We start from the raw sequence: 20170 nt of genomic DNA on the forward strand, positions 1-20170 counted from the left end.
CAGTAAATAGTCCGTTATTCTAAAAAAATGTTGGTATTATGAGTCAAACATTTAATTTGGGCATATGCTCAAGACTCATAGTTTAAATGTTTGGTCGTTTCGATTAACTCTGAATGGTTTCTGGAATATGGATTTCGAGATATTCCGAGATCTTAGTGTTTACAAAATCTTCCAAATCGGTCTTGTTCAGATAGAACTCTTTATTTCGTTCCATGAACTTTTTCAACTTTTTGTTTTTTTTCCACAACAATACCCTACCATTTAGGACATTTGCACCAGAATAAACCAGCATATGGCCCAGAAACAAATCCCTTTCCAAAGGCTGTACTTGCAATGAGAACTGCGAATATGACATATTCCTTTCACTGAATTCAGATATTAGGTAGTTCTCGGTTCTGCTCATTCTGCCAATGCCCCTAAAATTGGTATTGTTGACTTTGAATTTTAACTCTCCAAGTTCGTTCAAAACTTCAAAGGATATAGGAATCAAATAATTGTTCTTATCCAAATAGAATCCGAGATAATCGCCAATCAAGAAATTGATGATTTCTAGTCGGTTCAGGGAAACTGAAAGATCCGAATCTTTATGGGGCAGTATTCCATCTACCTCCATCCGTTGGGAATATAGGTAATGGTGAAAAATTGGATTGATATCCTTACTTCTTACTTTTTCATTTTGTTCATCTGCGTCATTTACCTGCTCAAAAACTAATTTTCCGATAACAGGGTTATTGCTCCGGTCAAAACCGCAATATGCCCCTAACAACACAGGTTTGGTCTGCATATTGTTGCCGTAGAAAATGTTTACAAAACATTCCTTGTTAAGGTTCGAATTCTCTTTGCTGAAATAAAAGGATAACGCACTTTCGCCTGTAGGCACACATTTTCCAAAATAGTTGTAGAAGGTCGGTTCGTAGTTCTTTTCCCAGTATAGAATCTCCCAGTAAGCCGTTTTCATTTTATAAATGGTGAATTTGGACTTGATGTAATACTGTCTATCTTCAACATAGTACCCAACATAATAAAGAGCGTCTATATCATTGGAGGTTTGATCAAAATTGCTCCCTTCCTCTTTTCGAATAGCAGCGGTTATAAAAGGAGAATTGTTGAGATATTGACTATAATTATCATACCCTGCAGCAAGAATTAAAAGGGACAGATAATCCCTTCGTAATTTTACGTTTTTACTGTTGCCCCTTTCAATTTCCCGAATTTTATTGTACAAATATTTTCCGTTTATCCATTGTCCAGTGATTTCAGTGATAAAACCTTTTAAACTGGGCCGCCCTTCATCATAACTGCCAAAACCATATAATTGAAACACGGTCAGGGTTTTTGTTTCTATGGAATAATGCTTGGAGAAAACGGTCAAAAGCTCTTCATGAAGGCTTAACATAAAACCATTGGAAATATGAATTCCTCTTACATTCATAGGTTTAAATTTCTTAACACCTTTAAAATTAGAGATATTCCATTTAAATTCCTATTTTAAATTAATAATAAAAAAATAACAGGAATGATGGAATTAACTTTTTGGTATTTATAGGTTTGTTCAACTAACTGAAAAAAACTTTTAAAATGAAAAATCTATTCCTATGTATCCTGTGCATGACATCCCTATCCGTTTTCGGGCAAACAAAAAAGGATATCGGGGGTGAGATTATGGACGATTCGGGCAACCCTCTTCCGGGCGCAACTATTATGGAGGCGGGTAATCCAGAAAATGGGGTTATTTCCGATTTTAATGGGGAATTTGTTATTTCCGTTAATGAAACAACACAAGAACTTACCATCTCCTATTTGGGTTTCGAGAATAAAACCGTCAAGATTGAGGGGAATTACCTTAACATTGCGTTACAACCTGCGCCAAATCAATTGGAAGGTGTGACCGTTCAAGGATTTTCTTCTGTTGCGAGTAAAGCTCGGGTTAGAACCCAAGCCATACAAACCTTGCCCGAAACTACCGTAGCAATTAATGCGGAGACCATAGAAACGAGCGGAATAGATAATATTCAATCCTTCACATCCCAAATTTCAAACGTTACCTTTAACCAAGCGCAACAACCTGGAGTGAATTTCCTAACTGTGCGTGGTATTTCGCAAATTAGAAATGCCGAGTCTCCTGTGGCTGTTGTCATTGATGGGATGACTTTACCAGACGCAAGTGCCATGAATATGACCTTGTACGATACCGAACTATTGGAGTTTGTAAAGGGTCCCCAAGGAACGCTTTATGGTAAAAACGCTATCGCCGGGGCTATTAATATAATCACTAAGGAGCCTACCAATACCAACAAGACCAAGGTGATGACCAATGCCGGAAATGGAGGTTTGTTAGGTGCTGGACTTTCTTCTTCCGGAGCCCTAGTGAAGAACAAGCTATATTATAGTATTGCCGGAAATTATGAAACCTTTGATGGGCTGATCAACAATACCTTCTTAAATGAAAAGGTTGACTTTTATGATGAATTCAATATTAGGGCAAAACTTAAATATCGCTTTAACCCTAGATGGTCCGCTACCTATGTTCAAGACAATTTCAAAGTAGATGCAGGCGGAAATTACTATGTGACCAAAACCGATATTTTCGACCCATCGATTCCCGTACTTGCTGATGATGATTATTCCAGCGAGCCGTTCGGGGATGTTCAGGGCGATTCAGAACTATCCAATTCATTGAGTAGCCTTAAGGTTGAGGGTAATCTCAATAAAGCCAGATTTCAATCGGTTACCTCTTTCAATGCCACCCGGCGGTATTACATCGGCGAAAATGATTATTCACAGTATGCTTTTAGTAAGGTATCGCAAACTTCAGACTCAGATACTTTTAGTCAAGAGCTCCGTCTAACATCAAATGGTGCAGAAACTCAGCTGGTAGATTATACCTTTGGCACCTTGTTCCAAAACAGTGAAAGGTATCTGAATACCTCTACATTTTTGAATCTCACTTTTTATGAAGGGGGATTTGTGGATGCATCTGCGGAGAATGCAAACTACAGTGAGGATCCCTTGGTCGGTAATGACGATGACAATACCATTAGAACATTGGCGGCATTTGCCTTTTTGGATTTTCATGTCTCAGAGAAGCTTACTTTGTCCGGAGGTGTTAGGGTAGACAATGATAAACTGACCAACGACTCTCGTATCACCAACACAGCCATTGAAACGGATATTACCGTGGTGCAGCCTAAATTTTCAATAGCATACGCTGCATCTGAAAATGTTCTGGCCTATGCCAATTATGGTCGTGGTTATCGCAGTGGAGGTTTCAATTCTGAGCCAACGGTGAAATTTGAGAAGGAATATGACCCTGAATTCACGGATAACTTCGAAGTAGGGTTAAAAACAAGCTTCTTGAACAACCGGATTATCTTCAACAATGCTTTTTATTACATCAATTTTGAGAATCAACAACAATATACCTTTATCCCATTGACTCCCTCAATTTTGGGTATCTATAATTTTGAAGAAGCGAAGATTTCAGGTTTCGAATCTGAATTGAAATTCAGGGCAACGAACAACCTCGACTTTTTTGCCAGTTTGGGGATAAATGACGGCGAAATAAAAGAAGGCACTTATAACCTACTGACTAATGCTGCAGCATTTGATTATGAGACAAACGAAGAAGTGGATGTAAGTGGCAATACTTCTCCCTTCACGGTAAAGAGTACCTTTCAAATTGGGTTTAATGCCAATGTCAATTTTAGCGAAAAATCCGGAGTAACGTTATTTGCTAATGCGGATAGTCGAGGTACACTTTATTGGGACCCGCTTGAGGAATATAAACAAGAGCCGTATACGTTGGTGAATGCAAGGGCTAAGTTCAGGTTCAATAATGTCGGGGTAACAGTTTGGGCAAATAACATTTTCGACACCCAATTCAATCAAGAGTTTTTCCCAACCGCAGAGTTCGGTTTCAATAATTTAAGGTTTCCTAACACACCGACTACAGTGGGAGTGGACCTTTCCTATAGTTTCTGACACGCTAAAGCAAATTAAGCTTTTATGATTGCTTCTAATCTGGTCAAGGTAGGAGGGTGGTTGATTCATTTCTAATTTTAAATAAAAAACATGAGTATAACTTGTAGAGTAGTGCGATTTCATGAGACAGGAGAGCTGGACGTTTTGGCTCTTGAGAATATAACGGTGGAAGACCCGGTTGATGATGAAGTTCTGTTCAAAGTTGATGCCTTCGCCCTCAATAGGGCAGATGTTCTTCACTACCAAGGATTCCATACGACTTTACCCGATTTTCCATCGCGACTTGGTTCAGAGGCTACGGGAGAAGTTATCAAGATTGGTGCAAACGTAACTGACTTTAAGGTTGGTGATAGGGTTACTTCCATACCCTTCAATACGGCCAAATATGGAGTACAGGGAGAGTACGCCCTGGTACCGCAGGACTATTTGACCAAGGCTCCAGAAAATTTAACCATCGAGGAAGCTTGCTCTATTTGGATGCAGTATTCTACCGCGTATTTTGCTTTGTTTCATGTAGGTAATGTAAAAGAAGGAGATTTTGTTTTTGTTCCGGCCATTTCCAGTTCAGCTGGGTACGGTTGCTTCGAGCTGGCCAAAGACGCCGGAGCGATGGTCATTGGTTCTACCAGAACAAGTGCTAAGAAAGACGACCTCAAAAAACTTGGAATTGATCATCTTATCATTTCAAGTGAGGAGTCGGTTGAAAAAAGACTGATGCAGCTAACCAAAGGGGAAGGCGTCAGCTTTGTGTATGACCCTATCGCCGGTAATTTTTGTAATGAATATTTGGATGCTCTATCAATGGGGGCAGTAGTAATTATTTACGGACTGTTAGATCCCAACCCAACGCCATACCCTTTGGTTCCACTTATCAGGAAAAAAGCGGTGATGGATGCTTATTCTCAATTTAACCACGTAGAGGACATTGACAAACTAAACGAATGCAAGGCTTATGTTTTGGAAAGAATCAAAAAAGGAATACTAAAACCCAAAGTGAGCAAAGTTTTTGATTTTGAGGATTACAAAAAAGCCTATGAATATATGCTTTCGAATCAGCAGGTTGGTAAAATTGTGGTCAGCATAACCCATAAACAATAGAGAATATGAGAGTTGCAACAGACATAGGAGGAACCTTTACAGACCTTGTGTTCTTTGATTATGATCAGAAAAACAAAGAGGTAAAAAATGTCGAGGTGTCAAAATCCAGCACCACTCCCGGTGAATTTGAGAAGGGAATTCTTAATGCTATCGATAAAATAGATTTGGATCTTGGTACCATTGAATTTTTTGCTCACGGCACAACGGTGGTCATCAATGCCATAACCGAAAGAAAAGGTTCTAAAACAGCGCTAATTACAACAGAAGGCTTTAGGGATGTTCTCGAAATTGCTCGAGGGACAAGACCGGATTTATACAATTTCAACTTTAAGAAAGAAGAACCATTTGTTGAGCGTTATTTGCGCCAAGAGGTCAAAGAGCGCATTAATTATTTAGGAGAGATCATTACACCTTTAGAAGAATCTTCAGTTGATAAACATATTGCCGAGTTTATCAAAGAGGGTGTAGAAGCGATTGCAATTTGTTTTCTTCATGGATATAAGAACCCCGTTCATGAGAAAAAGTTGGCTGATTATATACGCTCCAAATATCCTCAATTTGAGGTCATAACCTCACATGAAGTCACACGCGAATGGAGGGAATATGAACGTACGAGTTCTACAGTACTTTCCGCCTATGTGAAACCCATAGCTACCAAGTACCTCAACAATCTTACGCATAACTTGCAAAAACTAGGGTATAAGAACAACCTCTACATCATGCAGTCCAATGGGGGAATCACCACCGTTGGAGATGTTAAGGCAAATCCAATTACATTAATCGAATCAGGACCGGCAAGTGGGATGCTAGGAGCGGTTGTTTTAGGGAGAACCATTGGCAAGGAAAACTTATTGGTATTGGATATTGGCGGTACTACCGCTAAATGCTCTTTAATTGAAAATGGGATTCCTAAAATAGTCACTACCTACAACATTGAAAAAACAAAAACACAGGCCGGATTCCCAATACTTACCCCGGTAATCGATATTGTTGAAATTGGTAATGGCGGCGGAAGTATTGCCTGGTTGGATGATGGCGGAAAGATGTGTGTTGGACCAAAAAGTGCTGCAGCCAACCCAGGTCCTTCCTCTTATGGAAAGGGAGGTACAAATTTTACAACCACCGATGCTAACGTGGTGTGTAATCGCATACATCAAGATTACTTCTTAGGCGGTGAGCTAAAACCTGACTTCGACAGTATGGAGAAAGCGGCAAGACCACTCTGCGAAGAATTGGATATGACGATGAAAGAAGTGGCGCGGGGGGTTATTCGGGTGGCCAATTCCAACATGATAAATGCATTAAAAAGTGTATCAGTGAACAAAGGATATGATCCAAGGGATTTTTCCTTAATGGTGATTGGTGGTGGAGGCCCGATGCACGGGGCTTATTTGGCCGAAGAACTACAAATGCCCGATGTAATCGTTCCGTTAAATGCAGGTGTATTTTCGGCGTTTGGAATGCTAATGTCCGATTTAAGAAGGGATTATATCCGTACCGATGTGATGGACTTGAACATCGACAATTTTTCCATGTTAAAGAAGGTCTTTCAAGAAATGAAAAACGAAGCAATCAAGGCTTATGAAAGGGACGCTTATCAAAAATACAACATCACATTTGAGTATTATTTGGACCTCCGCTATGGGGGACAAGAACATTCCGTAAAACTGAGGTTGGCCGATCTGAACAATCTTAAAATGGATGAAATCGAGAAAGATTTTCACCAATTGCACAGTAAGCGATATGCCTTTAGCCTCACCGATACCAAAATTGAAATTGTCAACTATCACCTAGTGGCGGAAGTTATAGTGAACAAACCTGTTATTGCCAAAGTTGAAGCAAAAGGCAACGCAGTTAAAGACGCTATAATTGCCACGGAAAGAGTGGATTTTGACGAATCGGGAATACATGAAAGCTGCTTTTACGACAGGGATAAGCTAGACCCGGGCACGACCGTGCAAGGTCCCGCGATTATAGTGGAACAATCCACATCAACTGTTGTGCCCCCGAACCATCAATTCAAAATTGATGAGCATGCAAACATTATTATCACTAAAACACAGTGACCATGGCCTTAGATAAATTTACATCAGATATAATTCAAGATTCCTTGATCTCAATTGGCGAGGCCATGTTCGAGACCATACAGCGCACCAGTATGAGCCCCATTATTTATGAGGCTTTGGATTATGCCGTAGGTATTACCGATGGAGAAGGGCGATTATTGGCTCAAGGAAACGGGGTAATTACATTTTTGGCCGCAATGAGTCTTGTGGTGGAAGAAACGTTGGAGCGATTTGGGGAAGATAATCCTCTTAAGGAAGGGGATGTCATAATGGCCAACACACCTTATGCAGGGGGTGGAACACATCTGTCGGATATAGCGCTGATTACACCAATTTTTTATAAGGGTGAACGCGTGGCCTTTACCGTAAACAAAGCACATTGGACCGATATTGGCGGCACAAACCCGGGTTCGGTATCAACGGTGTCAACCGAGATTTACCAAGAGGGAATTCATTTTCCTTTCGTTAAAGTGAAAGAAGAAGGTAGGCTAAATCAAGCCCTTATTAAAATGTTGGAAGCCAATGTAAGACTCCCTAAAAGTACTTTGGGAGATTTATTCTCGGGCATTGCCGCGAACGACGTAGGAGCGGAAAGAATTATCAAGCTCATAGAAAAATATGGTTTGGAAGCTTACAAACAAGCGGCTGAGGAATTTATGGCATATGGTGAGCGCATTAGTTTAAAGGAGTTACGAAAAATTCCAAATGGTGTTTATGAAAACACGGGTTGGATAGAAAATGATGGTTTTGGCAATGGTCCATTTCCTTTGAAATTGAAAATAACCATCTCCGATGAGAACATGACCTGTGATTTTACAGGATCGCATGAACAGTTAAAGGGACCATTGAATTTATCAAGAACGGGATTGGAAACGGCGGTTAGGGCAGCTTTTAAGGCAATTACCACGCCGACCCTACCTGCAAACAATGGGTCATTTAAGCATGTAAAACTCATTTGTCCTGAAAACACGATTGTCAGTGCAAAGTCACCTGCTCCCATATCGGTCTATTACGAAGTGTTTTTGGCAGCGATAGATTTATTGTTGAAAACACTGGGTCCTGTGGTTCCGGAAAAACTACCGGCTGGTCATTTTAGATCTGTATGTGTAACCTATATCTCCGGGATTCATCCGGTAACCAATGAATTCTATGTTCAAGCAGAGCCACTTTCGGGCGGTTGGGGAGCATGCGCTTTTCATGATGGTAATCGTGGCCAATTCTCCTATGCGCACGGAGAATCCTACAACATTCCTGCCGAAACCCGTGAAAGAAAATACGGGGTAGTGGTAGAAGAATACGCATTTCATAACGAAGGTGGTGGATATGGAGAATTTCAAGGGGGCAATGGACAATATCTAACGTTTAGGGTTTTATCTGATGAAGCCTATTTAACGGGAGCTTTCCTGGGCTATTCAATACCCACTTGGGGACTTAATGAAGGTCATGAAGGTAGTTACAACTATTTCACTGTAATCAGAACCGATGGTACAGAGGAGCAATATAATATCGTAACCAATGTAAAACTCAATAAGGGAGACAAGGTAAAACTGGTTACCGCTACTGGTGGTGGATATGGCAATCCTGCTGATAGACCTTTAGAGAAAGTACAAATTGATATAAAGAACGGTTACATTACAAAAGAACAGGCATTGGAGCATTATAATTTTTCCCTGGATAACGAACACTTATAAACGAATGGAAATAAAACGTTTGGTTTTTCCAGGAGAAGATGATGGTTATTTGAAAAAAATCATCGAAAAGAGCGAAAAGGGAGTAGCCATGCAATGTGGTTCCGTGACCCTAACAAAAGGACAATTGCTTCCATTTAAGAGGTTGGACTTTCATGAAGTATCCTACTTGATTTCCGGAAAATTGAAAGTATCAACCAAAGATGGAAACGAGAAGCTAATGAACAAAGGAGATTTGATCTATTTGAACAAGGAAGAAATACGTAAAACGGAAACATTGGAGGATAGTAAAATACTGTTCTTTTTATTCAACGATATATAAAAGCAAATTTTAAGTGTAAGTTGATTTGTTTGAAGTAGTTGTAAAAAAGCGGAGGTGTTCTTCGCTTTTTTAAACTGGAGTGGATGCAAATTGCAAAAATGAATGGAATGATAAAGCCTATAATTAAACTGTTCGATAAACACGTTTTGTTTTGGGAAAGTCCAAAAATCATCCAAAGAATAAGCTCTTTTTTGGTAATATCATTTATTGTTTGTGGAATATGTAGCTCTTTGGTCTACTATAACCTACTATCGGTAGGTCCGTTCAACAATCTTTTTAAACACCCGTTTTTTGCTATTGAAGTAGCGTTTACAATACTTCTTATTTTGGAATTACTGAGCTTAATTTTTGTGTTGCCCAAATCCGTTTCAAGATCCTTGGGAAAACAGTTTGAGTTACTCTCACTTATTTTCCTACGCGATGCATTCAAAGAATTCAGCCATTTGGATAATTTCTTATTGTGGAATGACGCTAAGGAAACCATTCAGAGTATGTTGGTATACTCTTTTGGGGGATTGGCAATATTTACCGTTATGGGGTTTACCCATAGACTGAACAGTAAAATACGATTATCGGAAACCTACGTAAATCAGACACAATTTGTACGGGTCAAAAAGCTGCTAGCACTTTTTTTGTTGATTTCCTTTTTTCTGATAGGCATTCGGGACTTCCTGGTACTTGTTCAAACCGGAACATATCTGCACTCCTTTGATACCTTTTATACGGTCTTAATTTTTACCGATATCATAATCGTATTGGTCGCTTTGCGCTATACCATCAATTATTACCGCGTTTTTCGATACACGGCATTTGTGTTGGCCACTATCCTGATTAGGATTTCGCTCACTATTGAACCTTACTATAACGTCGTGCTTGGAGTTTTAGCCTCGGTTTTTGTCTTGATTTTGGCAGTAGTCTATAATCATTTTCAAAAATGGCTTACGAAAAGAGAACTGACAACTTAAACTTTTCACCATGGAAAATTCTGTAAAAAATTCACAAGGAAATACGGATTCAACCTTGGTACCGGTTCCACAAAATGAACGTCAACCTTGGTATGTTCCTGCCATTATTTTCGGTGGACTTGAGTTTTGTATACCCGTTCTTTTAGTAGGAGGCATTTTAATAGGCAATTTTAGCCTATTGGAGGTTATTGGAGTTTTGCTGATAGGTCTGGTGTTTTTTCAATGGATTGGGAATGCCATACAGGGTTATATTGGGGCAAAAACCGGATTGACATCTTCGGCATTGGCCGCATTAAGCTTTGGGAACAAGCAGTCTAAAATCGTAGTTGGTATTGTCATATTGATTCTGACATTGGGCTGGTGGGCTATTCAAACTTCCGTGGCCTCCGACGCTTTTAGTGCCTTATTGGGAATTAACAAAGACGAAAACCTGTTTTTATACATTTTGAGTACTGTAGTTATCGGACTCCTTTTTGCCATTCCTTCAATACTTGGGTACGCCTCCATTAAATGGGTAGATTACATAGCCATTCCTGCAGGGATACTCTTGGTTACGGTAGCACTTTATCTTTCTTTCAGCAATTTGGGATGGGAGAGAATATCGACCTGGAATCCAGAAGGCAGTATGTCGTTCATAGAGGCTATTAACTTGATCATTAGCATAAATGTCGCCCAGTGGCTAATTGCACCCGATTATACCAGATTTGCAAAACCCACATGGAGAGACAACATTCTGATTCCTCTGGGCATCATAGTGGTTGGTTTTCCATTGTTCATCGTAGGAGGGGTTATGTCCATTGGCACCGGAAATTCCGATATCGTACCAGTGATGCAAGAGCTTGGCTTTCCTGCTTGGGGCTTTATAGTATTATGGATAGCAACTTGGACGAGTCAGTTGGTGAGCAACTATACGGGTGGCTTGGTATTGTGCAATATGTTCAATTTAAATGATGGAAAGAGCAGAAAAGTATTGACATTGCTGTTTGCTCTTGTGGGTATTCTATTGGCCATACTGGGCATCATGGATCAGTTTGTTAATTTCCTATATGCCACGGCCCTCATTGTTCCCGTGTTAGCAGGTGTGATCATGAGTCACTACTTTTTTGTTGACAAGACTCTACTCATAGCCAAACAATCATGGAACTGGTTGGCGACTATAAGTATACTAGTAGGAGTAGGGGTCGGTTACTTCATCCAATATGTAAACCCCATGGGGATACCTGCTGTTTTGTCCTTAATTGCCTCAGGAGCAGTGTACCTTCTTTTAAATCACTTTTTCAATACGCAAACCAATGAAAAGAATTTTTGACAATACTGAAATTGCCCTAGCTTTAAAATCAGATTCAGAACTAGACAGAGCTCTTTTTTTATTTGAATTGATTAAGAAAGAGCCATTGGTCAAGATAGGAATGGCTGTTACAAAATTTGCTTTAAAGGCCAACCTTCCCGTGGAAAAACTAATTCGCTCGACGGTGTTCGATCATTTTTGTGGTGGTATCAATGAAGAAGATTGCCTTAGGGTCATAAAACGAATGCATACCAAAAATGTACATGCGGTCTTGGACTACTCCGCTGAGGGTAAGGAAGAAGAAACCCAATTTACTTATGCTGTACAGAAAACATTGAAAACCTTGGAATATGCCAAAGAAAACAAAGCAATACCCTTTGTAGTGTTCAAGCCAACAGGATTTGGACGCTTTAAAATCTACCAGAAGCTTTCCGAAGGAGATTCTTTAAATGAGCTTGAAAGAGCTGAATGGTTGTCAATTAAGGAACGTTTTCATTTGGTTTGTAGCAAAGCGTTTGAATATGGAATTCCAGCGCTGATCGATGCGGAAGAAAGTTGGATGCAGGATGCGGCAGATGGACTTGTTGAAGAAATGATGGAAGAATATAATAAGGAGGAAGTGGTTGTTTTCAATACACTTCAGGCGTATCGATGGGATAGATTGGAGTATTTAAAAAAGCTTCATGGCATAGCCAAAATCAAGGGATTCAAAATCGGAATGAAATTGGTAAGAGGCGCATATATGGAAAAAGAAAGGGAAAGAGCTTTGATTCATGGGTACAAAGACCCAATCTGTATTGATAAAAAAGCAACAGACACATTGTACAACAGCATACTCGAATATATGTTGGACAATTTAGAAGACCTAGCGTTGTTTGCGGGTACTCACAATGAAGAAAGTTCCTATATTCTCATGGATATTATGCAGGGAAAAAGACTTTCAAAAAATGATAAGAGAATTTGGTTTGGACAGTTGTATGGAATGAGTGACCATATCAGCTATAATTTGGCAAAAAAAGGATATAATGTAGCTAAATATTTGCCCTTTGGCCCAGTTAAAGATGTGATGCCCTACCTAATACGAAGAGCGGAAGAGAATACTTCGGTGGCAGGTCAAACTTCAAGGGAATTATATTTGATAAAAAAAGAAAGGGATAGAAGAAAGGAAGAGAAGTTTTGCCGGGCGAACACATAAAATGGTCATTTTATTGAGCGATATGACAAAATCAGAGTCTAATCTATCAATGTGTTTGGTTTCCGGTCTTTTTTATTGTTCCAGTTAATTAACGCTTATTGGACATCATGGGTTAACAGAGTTCACATATTTGGGTTTTGCAAAATGTTTGTAGGGAACAACGGTTAAACAGAGTTGTATTAACTCTATCGAGGAACTACAGATAAAGCGATAGGAAGAATTGAGCATCTACTAATCGTGAAGATAACCTATTTCTTACAGCCGTTCCTTTTTGAATTATAGCCATTTTATACATATATAAGTTCATCAAGGAGAACCGGTGCCGTCCAGTGAGCGATTCTGTGTGTTCTTGAAATATTGAAATAATAACTTTTGAATATCAAATAGATAAAATTAAAGTTCTGACCCTCCCGCAGTCACTGGGAACTACACATTTGAGTTCAAAAAGTCTGTAAATCAATTATTTAAAGACTTTTTTTTTGACTGCATAAAATCTTTTAGAATGGATTGTCAAGGTTGTAGTTTGGATTGGTGATTTCTATCTCGCCCAATAAATAGGTTTGGCTAGAATTTGGGACGCTTGCAGCTGATTTTTTTGATCAGTAATACTGTTTTAAATTAGGTTAACGCGCAATTACAATGGACTGTTTGGTGTCATAGGAATTGACATTTCATTGATTTGAACTGAGTTTAGAAAATGGGAGGGTAAATTGCACTCTTGAAAATGTTGCCCTTTGATGAAGTCGAAAGTGAGTTCTAGGGGCTTGAAAGGCACAGTGCGAATATATTCCGTTTCCTATTATGCTTCCTTCTCAGGTGGATTGATGATCCTGATGTATGATCCACAAACTACAGGTAGATAATCCCACGATTTTACACTGCACACAGGATTCGATGGTCTAGTTGGTCAGGAAAAAGACAGGGAATCAATTTCGAATCCCGATAAAGAAGACTAAACCCGCTTGTAGACCTGCTCAAAAGGCACCCGGAATCGTGGGCCGTATATCCCTTCGGGTTCACGGATGCCACATCCGATCACCATATTTATTTCGGCACCGGCAGGCAATCCCAAGGCTTTTTTGATCAGAAGACTGTCATGCCCTTCCATTGGGCAGGTATCATATCCTATAGCTGCCATGGAAATCATAAAATTCTCCGCGGCAAGGGCAGCGCTTTTGTGCGCTACGATACGCATGTCGGATAACCGCACCTGTCGGTACATGGGTCGGAATAGCCCCACCACGTTGAACACGATATATTTTAAGAATCCCAGGATACCAAGAAAATCCGAATAAAGAGAAGGGATGAGTTTATTATAGTACGAGAAAACGAATTTTTCACGCTGGGTATATTCACTTTTGGGTTTCTTTCCAAAACTCTTTTCCAAGAAGTCGATATTGGCCTTGACACGATTCCGCCATTTGTCCTTTCGTGCTACGACCACAACCAGTTGCTGGGCAGTCCTAGCTGCAGGTTGATTCATACACGCATGCACGATCTTGGTCTTGATATCAGGATTGGTCACCTGATAAAATTCCCATAACTGCAGATTGGAACTCGTTGGGGCCAATACGGCATTCTCAATACATGCTTTAACCTTTTCAGAATCAATCGGTTCTTCCCTGTAAATCCGAACTGAACGTCTATATTCTATGGCTTCCGATACCGTCTTTTCCATGTTGATGCTGTTTTAGGATTCAAAAGTCGGGTAGAAGGCGACATTACGCAAATTTTTTATCCTTTAGATAAATTAAAAGTTCTTATCCTCCCAGGGACACTGGGAACTACCCTTAAAATCAAAATTCCGGAAACTTCAAGTTTCCGGAATTTTCGTTTTTATAAACCAAAATTTACATCAAAGGACTTTGTTCAAAAATCAATCCCTTACAGGGTCATGTAAATTTTGAGTATATGCACACAATACTTTTGATTTGAACAATGTTTGTATTAATCCAAGCCGAATTGAAATTTGACTTCCTCAAAAGTAGCTGGTGTTTTTTCTGTTAATCCGTTTTGTTCCGCCACATTTGCAGGTACCAAGACATATCTAAGGGTGAAATCTGGGTCGTTTTGTATGTCCAGAATATAATTGGAATTAGGATCCGTAGCCAATACAACTATTCCAGGTGTGTCCACATTAGTTATCGTGTAAAAACTAAAGGTGGCATCATTTAAAGTAAATGGGAGGGAAAAGGTTATAGCCCCACCTTCTGCTAATGTTCTTAAGTAAACAAGTACTACGCCTCCGTTGTCAACAAATTCTGATAGGTTCAATTCTGGGACTTCTAACATTATACTCCCTTCTGTTGGAATAGCATTATCCCACTGTATTTGCATCCAATCCGAAGCTACGACGTTGGCGTTGCCATCTTCACCGGCAGGTCCCTGTGGACCTTGTTCGCCATCGATACCATTTATTCCATCAATACCATCCTCACCATCTTTTCCAGAACATGATGTAAGAGTAATGCTTAGGCCCATAAATAGGTAAAAGGCCATTTTTAATACATTCAAATGTGTTGCTTTCATATTTATTTTTTTTTCTCCCACAAATTATTTGTACTTAAAACATAGTTGATTTCTTTTTTTACTATGTTGAAAATCTCGCGGGAGCGGTTACGCTTGTTACGCCCAAAAATAAAACCGTATTTCTGGTAATTTTTAGCACAATTGATAGATATGTGATTTGGGTTGACGGTTTGTACTTACCTAAGAATGGAAGAATTTATGGGCAAGAAAAAGCTTACAAATAGATTTAGTCTTTTTGGCTCGGTTATGGAATAGATTTAATGGTAAACAGTTAGAATACATCATTTTCCAGTATTTATAAATATGATGCTCTTAATAGGATTAAGTCCTATGGATTTAAGGGAATTTCTGAATGTTGATCTTAGTAGCGTATGGACCCTAGCAGCGTGGAACCAAGTTTCGGTTGCATTCTTTTTATAAGTCTATATGATTACTCCTTAATGTGGTTCACCTTTCAAGCATAAGGAAACAAGAACAAATCCTTAAAAGATAATAATTCGAATTTATTGAACTCAACGACGTATAGTATATGATTTAGCATTGTGGAAATTTGTAAACGAAATTTAGGTTGATTAAAAAAGTGAAAAAACCAATGAATGTTGTTTTCTGGGAATAACAACTTTTAAATGTTTTTTTCAGGAGTTTTACTGTTTGGGTTGTTATATAAGTAACCAAAGACATTGACCTATGAAGAATTATAATTCAATGACGGTACTGAAAAAGGTGGAAAGTGAAGATTTTATAAAAATATTCAATACACAATCTAGTTTTATCAAAGGGCTTATCTTGTTTCCTTTGATTCAGAATATTATACTCCTGATAGTTTTACAATTACTCTAGCGGTTCATTTCGAGTCGGATCGCTTTAGTTCCATTAGCAATGAGGACTAGAAACGGTATACCAAATTCTTGAGGGTATGCCGTTTTTTTTTGTTCTATTAGAAAAATGTGTTTGATTATCCTACTGCGTGTACCAATCAATTGAAGATCAACCTCAATGAGGCATTAGGTGTAACTCCCAATGAACTTTGGTCAAATTTTTGAGCATCTCCAAAAAGGGTTGGCCTGTAAAAGGTATTGATTGTGTTTTCACGATTTAAAACATTCCATACGGCCACACCGACTTCCAAACTATTGCCATGGCTCAAGTTAAACTCATATTTGCCCGAAATATCGACTCTAAAATAATCATCCAATCGATTTCCATTTGTTTGGCCATAATTAATTTGGTCGTCTAACACTTGGTTATCCGATTCGGGAAGGGTCAATGGTTTTCCAGTACGCCAGTTCAATCCAACTGCCAAGAGCAGTTGGTCTATGGCATAGTTGGTGGCCAGGTTCACTGCATGGGTAATATCAAAATTGTTGGGAAACCTTCTTTCGGTCAGTTCATCAAAAACGTAATCACTGTTCAAATAGGAATAGCTAAGCCAGATACTATTGTTTCGAAACTGTTTTCTAAGTAATAGGTCCAATCCATTGGATTCATAAGACCCCGAAGTTTTTACAAACTCGTACCGATCCTGAAAACCTTGGCTTTGTGTCGTTACACCGTTCACATTCTTGTAAAAGGAAACGGCGTTCAACAGCCAGCCTTTCTTATTGAAGCTTAGCCCTAGGGAGGCTTGCTTACTTTCAATTACCGGTATGGATTGATTGTTGGAGAGTTGCCATCTTCGCTTTTCAATTCCCAAAAAATCATTTTGAAAATTGATCACTTGCGAAGTGCTTTGGTGCTTGAATTCCCCCAGAAACTCTAAACTGAAATATTGGCCCAACCTCTGGTTAAAACTCATGCGTGGTTCCCAAAGCTGTTTGTCAAATTCATCGAGATGGTTAAAACGAAGGCCTAAATTTAATTGTGTGGCGGCATTCTTGGATGATAGCCCCATTTCTGTGAAAAGGGCATGAGTACGCAAAACCTCGCCCTCCAGTCGAATAAAAACTGGGTCATCCACATCATCCAAATTGGTGACCTTGGTTTCTACAAAATGGTATCCTCCTGTCCAATTCAAGTAATCGGATGAGCTCTTCAGCACTTTTACTTTGATCCCGGTTTCTGAAACTTCGTTTTTCTGTAAAAAACGTTGATCTGCGGCAATGTTGGAGTTGATGGACTTAAGCTTATAGTCCGTATTGTATATTTCAATTTGTGTTGTCAATTTCTCGGTCCAGTCGCGGTAGTAGTAAAGTCCCTCGGCCAAACTTGTTTGATCAAGATTGCTTTGCCGAAACACCTGTGTACCCGATACTTCTGCTACTTCATCGAAGGTCACCTCATTGGCCGTGTGGATGAAGTTGATCCTTAATTGGTCTCTTTCCGAAGGGTTGAACAGTAATCGAAACGATGTATCATAAAAATCAAATGCAATATCGGTATTGGTAACGGAAGCCGAATTGTTTTCGAGTTCGGTGTCCTGCGAAATGCGTTCAAAATATTTGTCATAGGTAGGTGTTTCCACTAAATTGCTGAGTGATTTTCGGGATGCAATTTGAAAAGAAGCTTTTTTTCCGATAGGTGCATCGATAAAACCGTTGGCATCAATAAGATTTACCCCTATGCTTCCTTTTAATTCAGAATTAAGAAACTGGTCGGTTTTCATTGCAATTGTACCGGACACACCATCAGTCTCAGAAACACTGCTTCCATTTTTTCGCAATTCCACTTTTTGGGTTATTTGAGGATTGTACATCGATATTAATCCAAAAAAATGTCCCGATTGATACATTTTGATGCCGTCCCATGTGATGAGGTTTTGATCGTGGCTGCCCCCTCGGATATTGATATTGGAGACCGTTTCGTCAATGCTTTGGATACCCGGCAGTGCTTGCAGAGAAAGCAGTACATCATCCTCTACTAGACCGGGAAGTGTTCTGAACCGATCAAAATCCAATTGATAAGAACCGTTGTCAAGCTTGTCAAGACCTCGTACCAAAAAGTCGTACACCGTAATCTCAGCCAATTTTTCGTGGTAAGGGGTAAGCAATATGGTATTGCACCTAGAGGTTTCTAAATCTGCCACATTTAAACTGACAGGCTTGTATCCCATATGCCTAATTTGGATGATATCGCTTCGTTTTACACCATTTAATTCAAAATAACCTTGTTCATTGGCAAATGTACCTGTGGAGCTGTTTTGGATCGCTACATAGGGCAAGACTTCTCCGGTATCCATATCTATTAGATTACCACACAGGAGAATGCGTTCCTCCTTTAGGGAAATTATGTTGTCCGAAACAAATACAAAACTAAGGTTGGTTTGGGATTTTAGATAATCCAAGGTTTCTTGAAGGCTCAAAGTAGTTTCGGGAGCAAATAAGGTGATATCATCAACCAGTTTTGAGACATAATTGAATTGCACCCCAAAACGTTCTTGTAGCTCTTCCAAAATAGTGGTCAGAGGTTCATCCCGTTCTGATTGAGCATTGATACTGGCAATACAAAAAGAAAATAGTAATAAAACTAGAACAAGTAGTCTTTTACTCATGCTTACTAAAACGCACCATACGTGGCTTTAGTATCTCGTGTTTCAAGCCTAGTGGCTCACTGATGGCTCTAAGTGCGTCTTGCAAATTATCTTGGACAAAGCCTCCAGTAAAGAGTTGGGCAGTGTCTACATTTTCAGTTGTGACAGTAATATCATACTGTCTTTCTAGTTCTGCTAGCACTTCTGATACGGGAGTACGTTGAAAATAGCTTCTATTTTGGGTCCATTGGGGTTGGTCAAAACTGTTTTTGCCCATTATTGGTTCACCATCAACTAGTTTAACGTTGTCCCCAACCTGTAGTATAGTAGTGTGTTTGCCCGTAGAAACCTTTACAGTACCCTCAAAACATGACACTTCAAAGAAAGTGCCGCGTTGCTTCACATTGAACTCCGTACCCAAAACGCTCACAGTACCTTCTGGGGTAACCACGTCAAATTTGGCTCCTTTGGCCACATCAAAAAAGGCCTCGCCTTCCAGTTTGATCTCCCTTTTCTTTTCCCATCCATTTTCATTGAAACTCACTTCTGAAAGGGCGTTTACCACCACTTGGGAAGCATCGGGCAGTTCGATGGTGGTTTTTTCCGCCACCATGGTATTTACTTTGGTAACATCATTGAACAAGAAAAAATAATAAAGCCCGAAAACAACTGCCACCACACTGGCCACACGTAGTATAGGCTTGTGCCACTGCAGTTTTTTAACCTTCGAATCTGGTACCATGAAACGGTCCCTGAACGTTTCGAAATCATCCACTGTTGAAAAGTTGGATGCCTTGAAACGTGCCGCATCTTCAATGATTTCTTTATAAAAAGACGCGTCTTCCAGTTCATCGAATGCTTTACTTTCTTTACCTGAAAGGTCATCTAAGAGCCACTTGTGTATTAAATTTTCCTGGTCCATAAATTCGGATCTTTGTGTATAGAACAACTAAGAATTAATTTTTCCTGACTATTTTATCCTAAAATTTTCCAATTCTTTCTTCAATTGGTCAAAAGCTGAGTAAATACGGTACTCTACAACCTTTCGGGTAACACCCAACAATTGGGCAATTTCTTCGTGTTTCTTTCCTTCGACCTTATTTAACATGAAGGCAATGCGTTGTTCTTCGGATAATTTGGAAAGGGCAAGCTGATATTTCTTATAATACTGTTCTTTCTCCAATAAAAACTCTGGGTTTTCATTGGTATATCCCTTAGGAGCTTCAATTTGGTACTTCAAGACCACTTTTTGATGTTTTACCTCATTGAGCATTAAGTTGTTGGCCACGGTGTACAAAAACGACTTGGCCTTTTCATAGGTGACTTTTTTACAGTTCTCCCAAAGCTTGGCAAAAGCATCTTGGGCTTTGTCGCCAGGGTTTAGCTTATCGCCATACTTATAATAAAGGAAATCATGGAGACTTTTGGCATACTTTTCATAGACTTTTGCGAACAGGGACTCATCACAAACGTCCTGATATAGGATATTCTTCAATTAAGGTTGAGTTTAGTTTACTAAAGATAGAATCTTTTTTTAAAATTTTTCAGGAGTTTAAACCGTTTAGTTGTTCT

Annotated in this window: 14 protein-coding genes; 8 read left to right on the forward strand and 6 right to left on the reverse strand. The window is 39.4% G+C overall.

What is annotated here, in order from left to right:
• Positions 1-103: 103 nt before the first annotated feature.
• Positions 104-1432, reverse strand: coding sequence for a hypothetical protein (locus GTQ34_RS10700; RefSeq protein WP_166523803.1), 1329 nt, complete (start codon positions 1430-1432; stop codon positions 104-106).
• A gap of 146 nt (positions 1433-1578) precedes the next feature.
• Between GTQ34_RS10700 and GTQ34_RS10705 the strand changes: the two genes are divergently transcribed.
• The 8 genes from GTQ34_RS10705 to GTQ34_RS10740 all read left to right on the forward strand — a co-directional run bounded on the left by GTQ34_RS10705 (position 1579) and on the right by GTQ34_RS10740 (position 12603).
• A complete protein-coding gene (locus GTQ34_RS10705; protein WP_166523804.1) occupies positions 1579-3981 on the forward strand; it encodes a TonB-dependent receptor in 2403 nt (800 codons plus the stop codon).
• A gap of 90 nt (positions 3982-4071) precedes the next feature.
• Positions 4072-5079, forward strand: a complete 1008-nt coding sequence (locus GTQ34_RS10710) for a zinc-dependent alcohol dehydrogenase family protein (RefSeq protein WP_166523805.1) — start codon at positions 4072-4074, stop codon at positions 5077-5079.
• 5 nt (positions 5080-5084) lie between these two features.
• Positions 5085-7145, forward strand: coding sequence for a hydantoinase/oxoprolinase family protein (locus GTQ34_RS10715; protein ID WP_166523806.1), 2061 nt, complete (start codon positions 5085-5087; stop codon positions 7143-7145).
• 2 nt (positions 7146-7147) lie between these two features.
• A complete protein-coding gene (locus tag GTQ34_RS10720) occupies positions 7148-8836 on the forward strand; it encodes a hydantoinase B/oxoprolinase family protein (protein ID WP_166523807.1) in 1689 nt (562 codons plus the stop codon).
• A 4-nt stretch (positions 8837-8840) separates the two neighbouring features.
• The gene (locus GTQ34_RS10725; protein WP_166523808.1) at positions 8841-9155 is read left to right on the forward strand and encodes a cupin domain-containing protein; all 315 of its coding nucleotides are present in this window, start codon (positions 8841-8843) and stop codon (positions 9153-9155) included.
• Between the two features lie 83 nt (positions 9156-9238).
• Entirely contained in the window at positions 9239-10120 is an 882-nt protein-coding gene (locus tag GTQ34_RS10730) for a hypothetical protein (protein ID WP_166523809.1), read from the forward strand.
• Between the two features lie 10 nt (positions 10121-10130).
• Positions 10131-11429 (forward strand): cytosine permease, encoded by a 1299-nt coding sequence (locus tag GTQ34_RS10735; RefSeq protein ID WP_166523810.1) that lies wholly within the window; start codon positions 10131-10133, stop codon positions 11427-11429.
• A complete protein-coding gene (locus GTQ34_RS10740; protein WP_166523811.1) occupies positions 11413-12603 on the forward strand; it encodes a proline dehydrogenase family protein in 1191 nt (396 codons plus the stop codon). The genes GTQ34_RS10735 and GTQ34_RS10740 overlap by 17 nt, the downstream gene beginning before the upstream one ends.
• Before the next feature lie 952 nt (positions 12604-13555).
• Here GTQ34_RS10740 and GTQ34_RS10745 read toward each other — a convergent pair.
• The 5 genes from GTQ34_RS10745 to GTQ34_RS10765 form a co-directional block, all read right to left on the reverse strand.
• Complete coding sequence (locus GTQ34_RS10745; protein WP_166523812.1) at positions 13556-14281, reverse strand: nitroreductase family protein; 726 nt, start codon at positions 14279-14281, stop codon at positions 13556-13558.
• Between the two features lie 269 nt (positions 14282-14550).
• Entirely contained in the window at positions 14551-15132 is a 582-nt protein-coding gene (locus tag GTQ34_RS10750) for a collagen-like protein (protein WP_166523678.1), read from the reverse strand.
• Positions 15133-16108: 976 nt separating this feature from the next.
• On the reverse strand, positions 16109-18619 hold the full coding sequence (locus GTQ34_RS10755) for a TonB-dependent receptor (protein WP_166523813.1): 2511 nt from the start codon (positions 18617-18619) through the stop codon (positions 16109-16111).
• A complete protein-coding gene (locus tag GTQ34_RS10760; RefSeq protein WP_166523814.1) occupies positions 18612-19520 on the reverse strand; it encodes a FecR family protein in 909 nt (302 codons plus the stop codon). The genes GTQ34_RS10755 and GTQ34_RS10760 overlap by 8 nt, the downstream gene beginning before the upstream one ends.
• Positions 19521-19568: 48 nt before the next feature.
• The gene (locus GTQ34_RS10765) at positions 19569-20093 is read right to left on the reverse strand and encodes an RNA polymerase sigma factor (protein ID WP_166523815.1); all 525 of its coding nucleotides are present in this window, start codon (positions 20091-20093) and stop codon (positions 19569-19571) included.
• Positions 20094-20170: the final 77 nt, after the last annotated feature.

This window comes from Flagellimonas ochracea (assembly GCF_009903685.1).
GTDB lineage: Bacteria > Bacteroidota > Bacteroidia > Flavobacteriales > Flavobacteriaceae > Flagellimonas > Flagellimonas ochracea.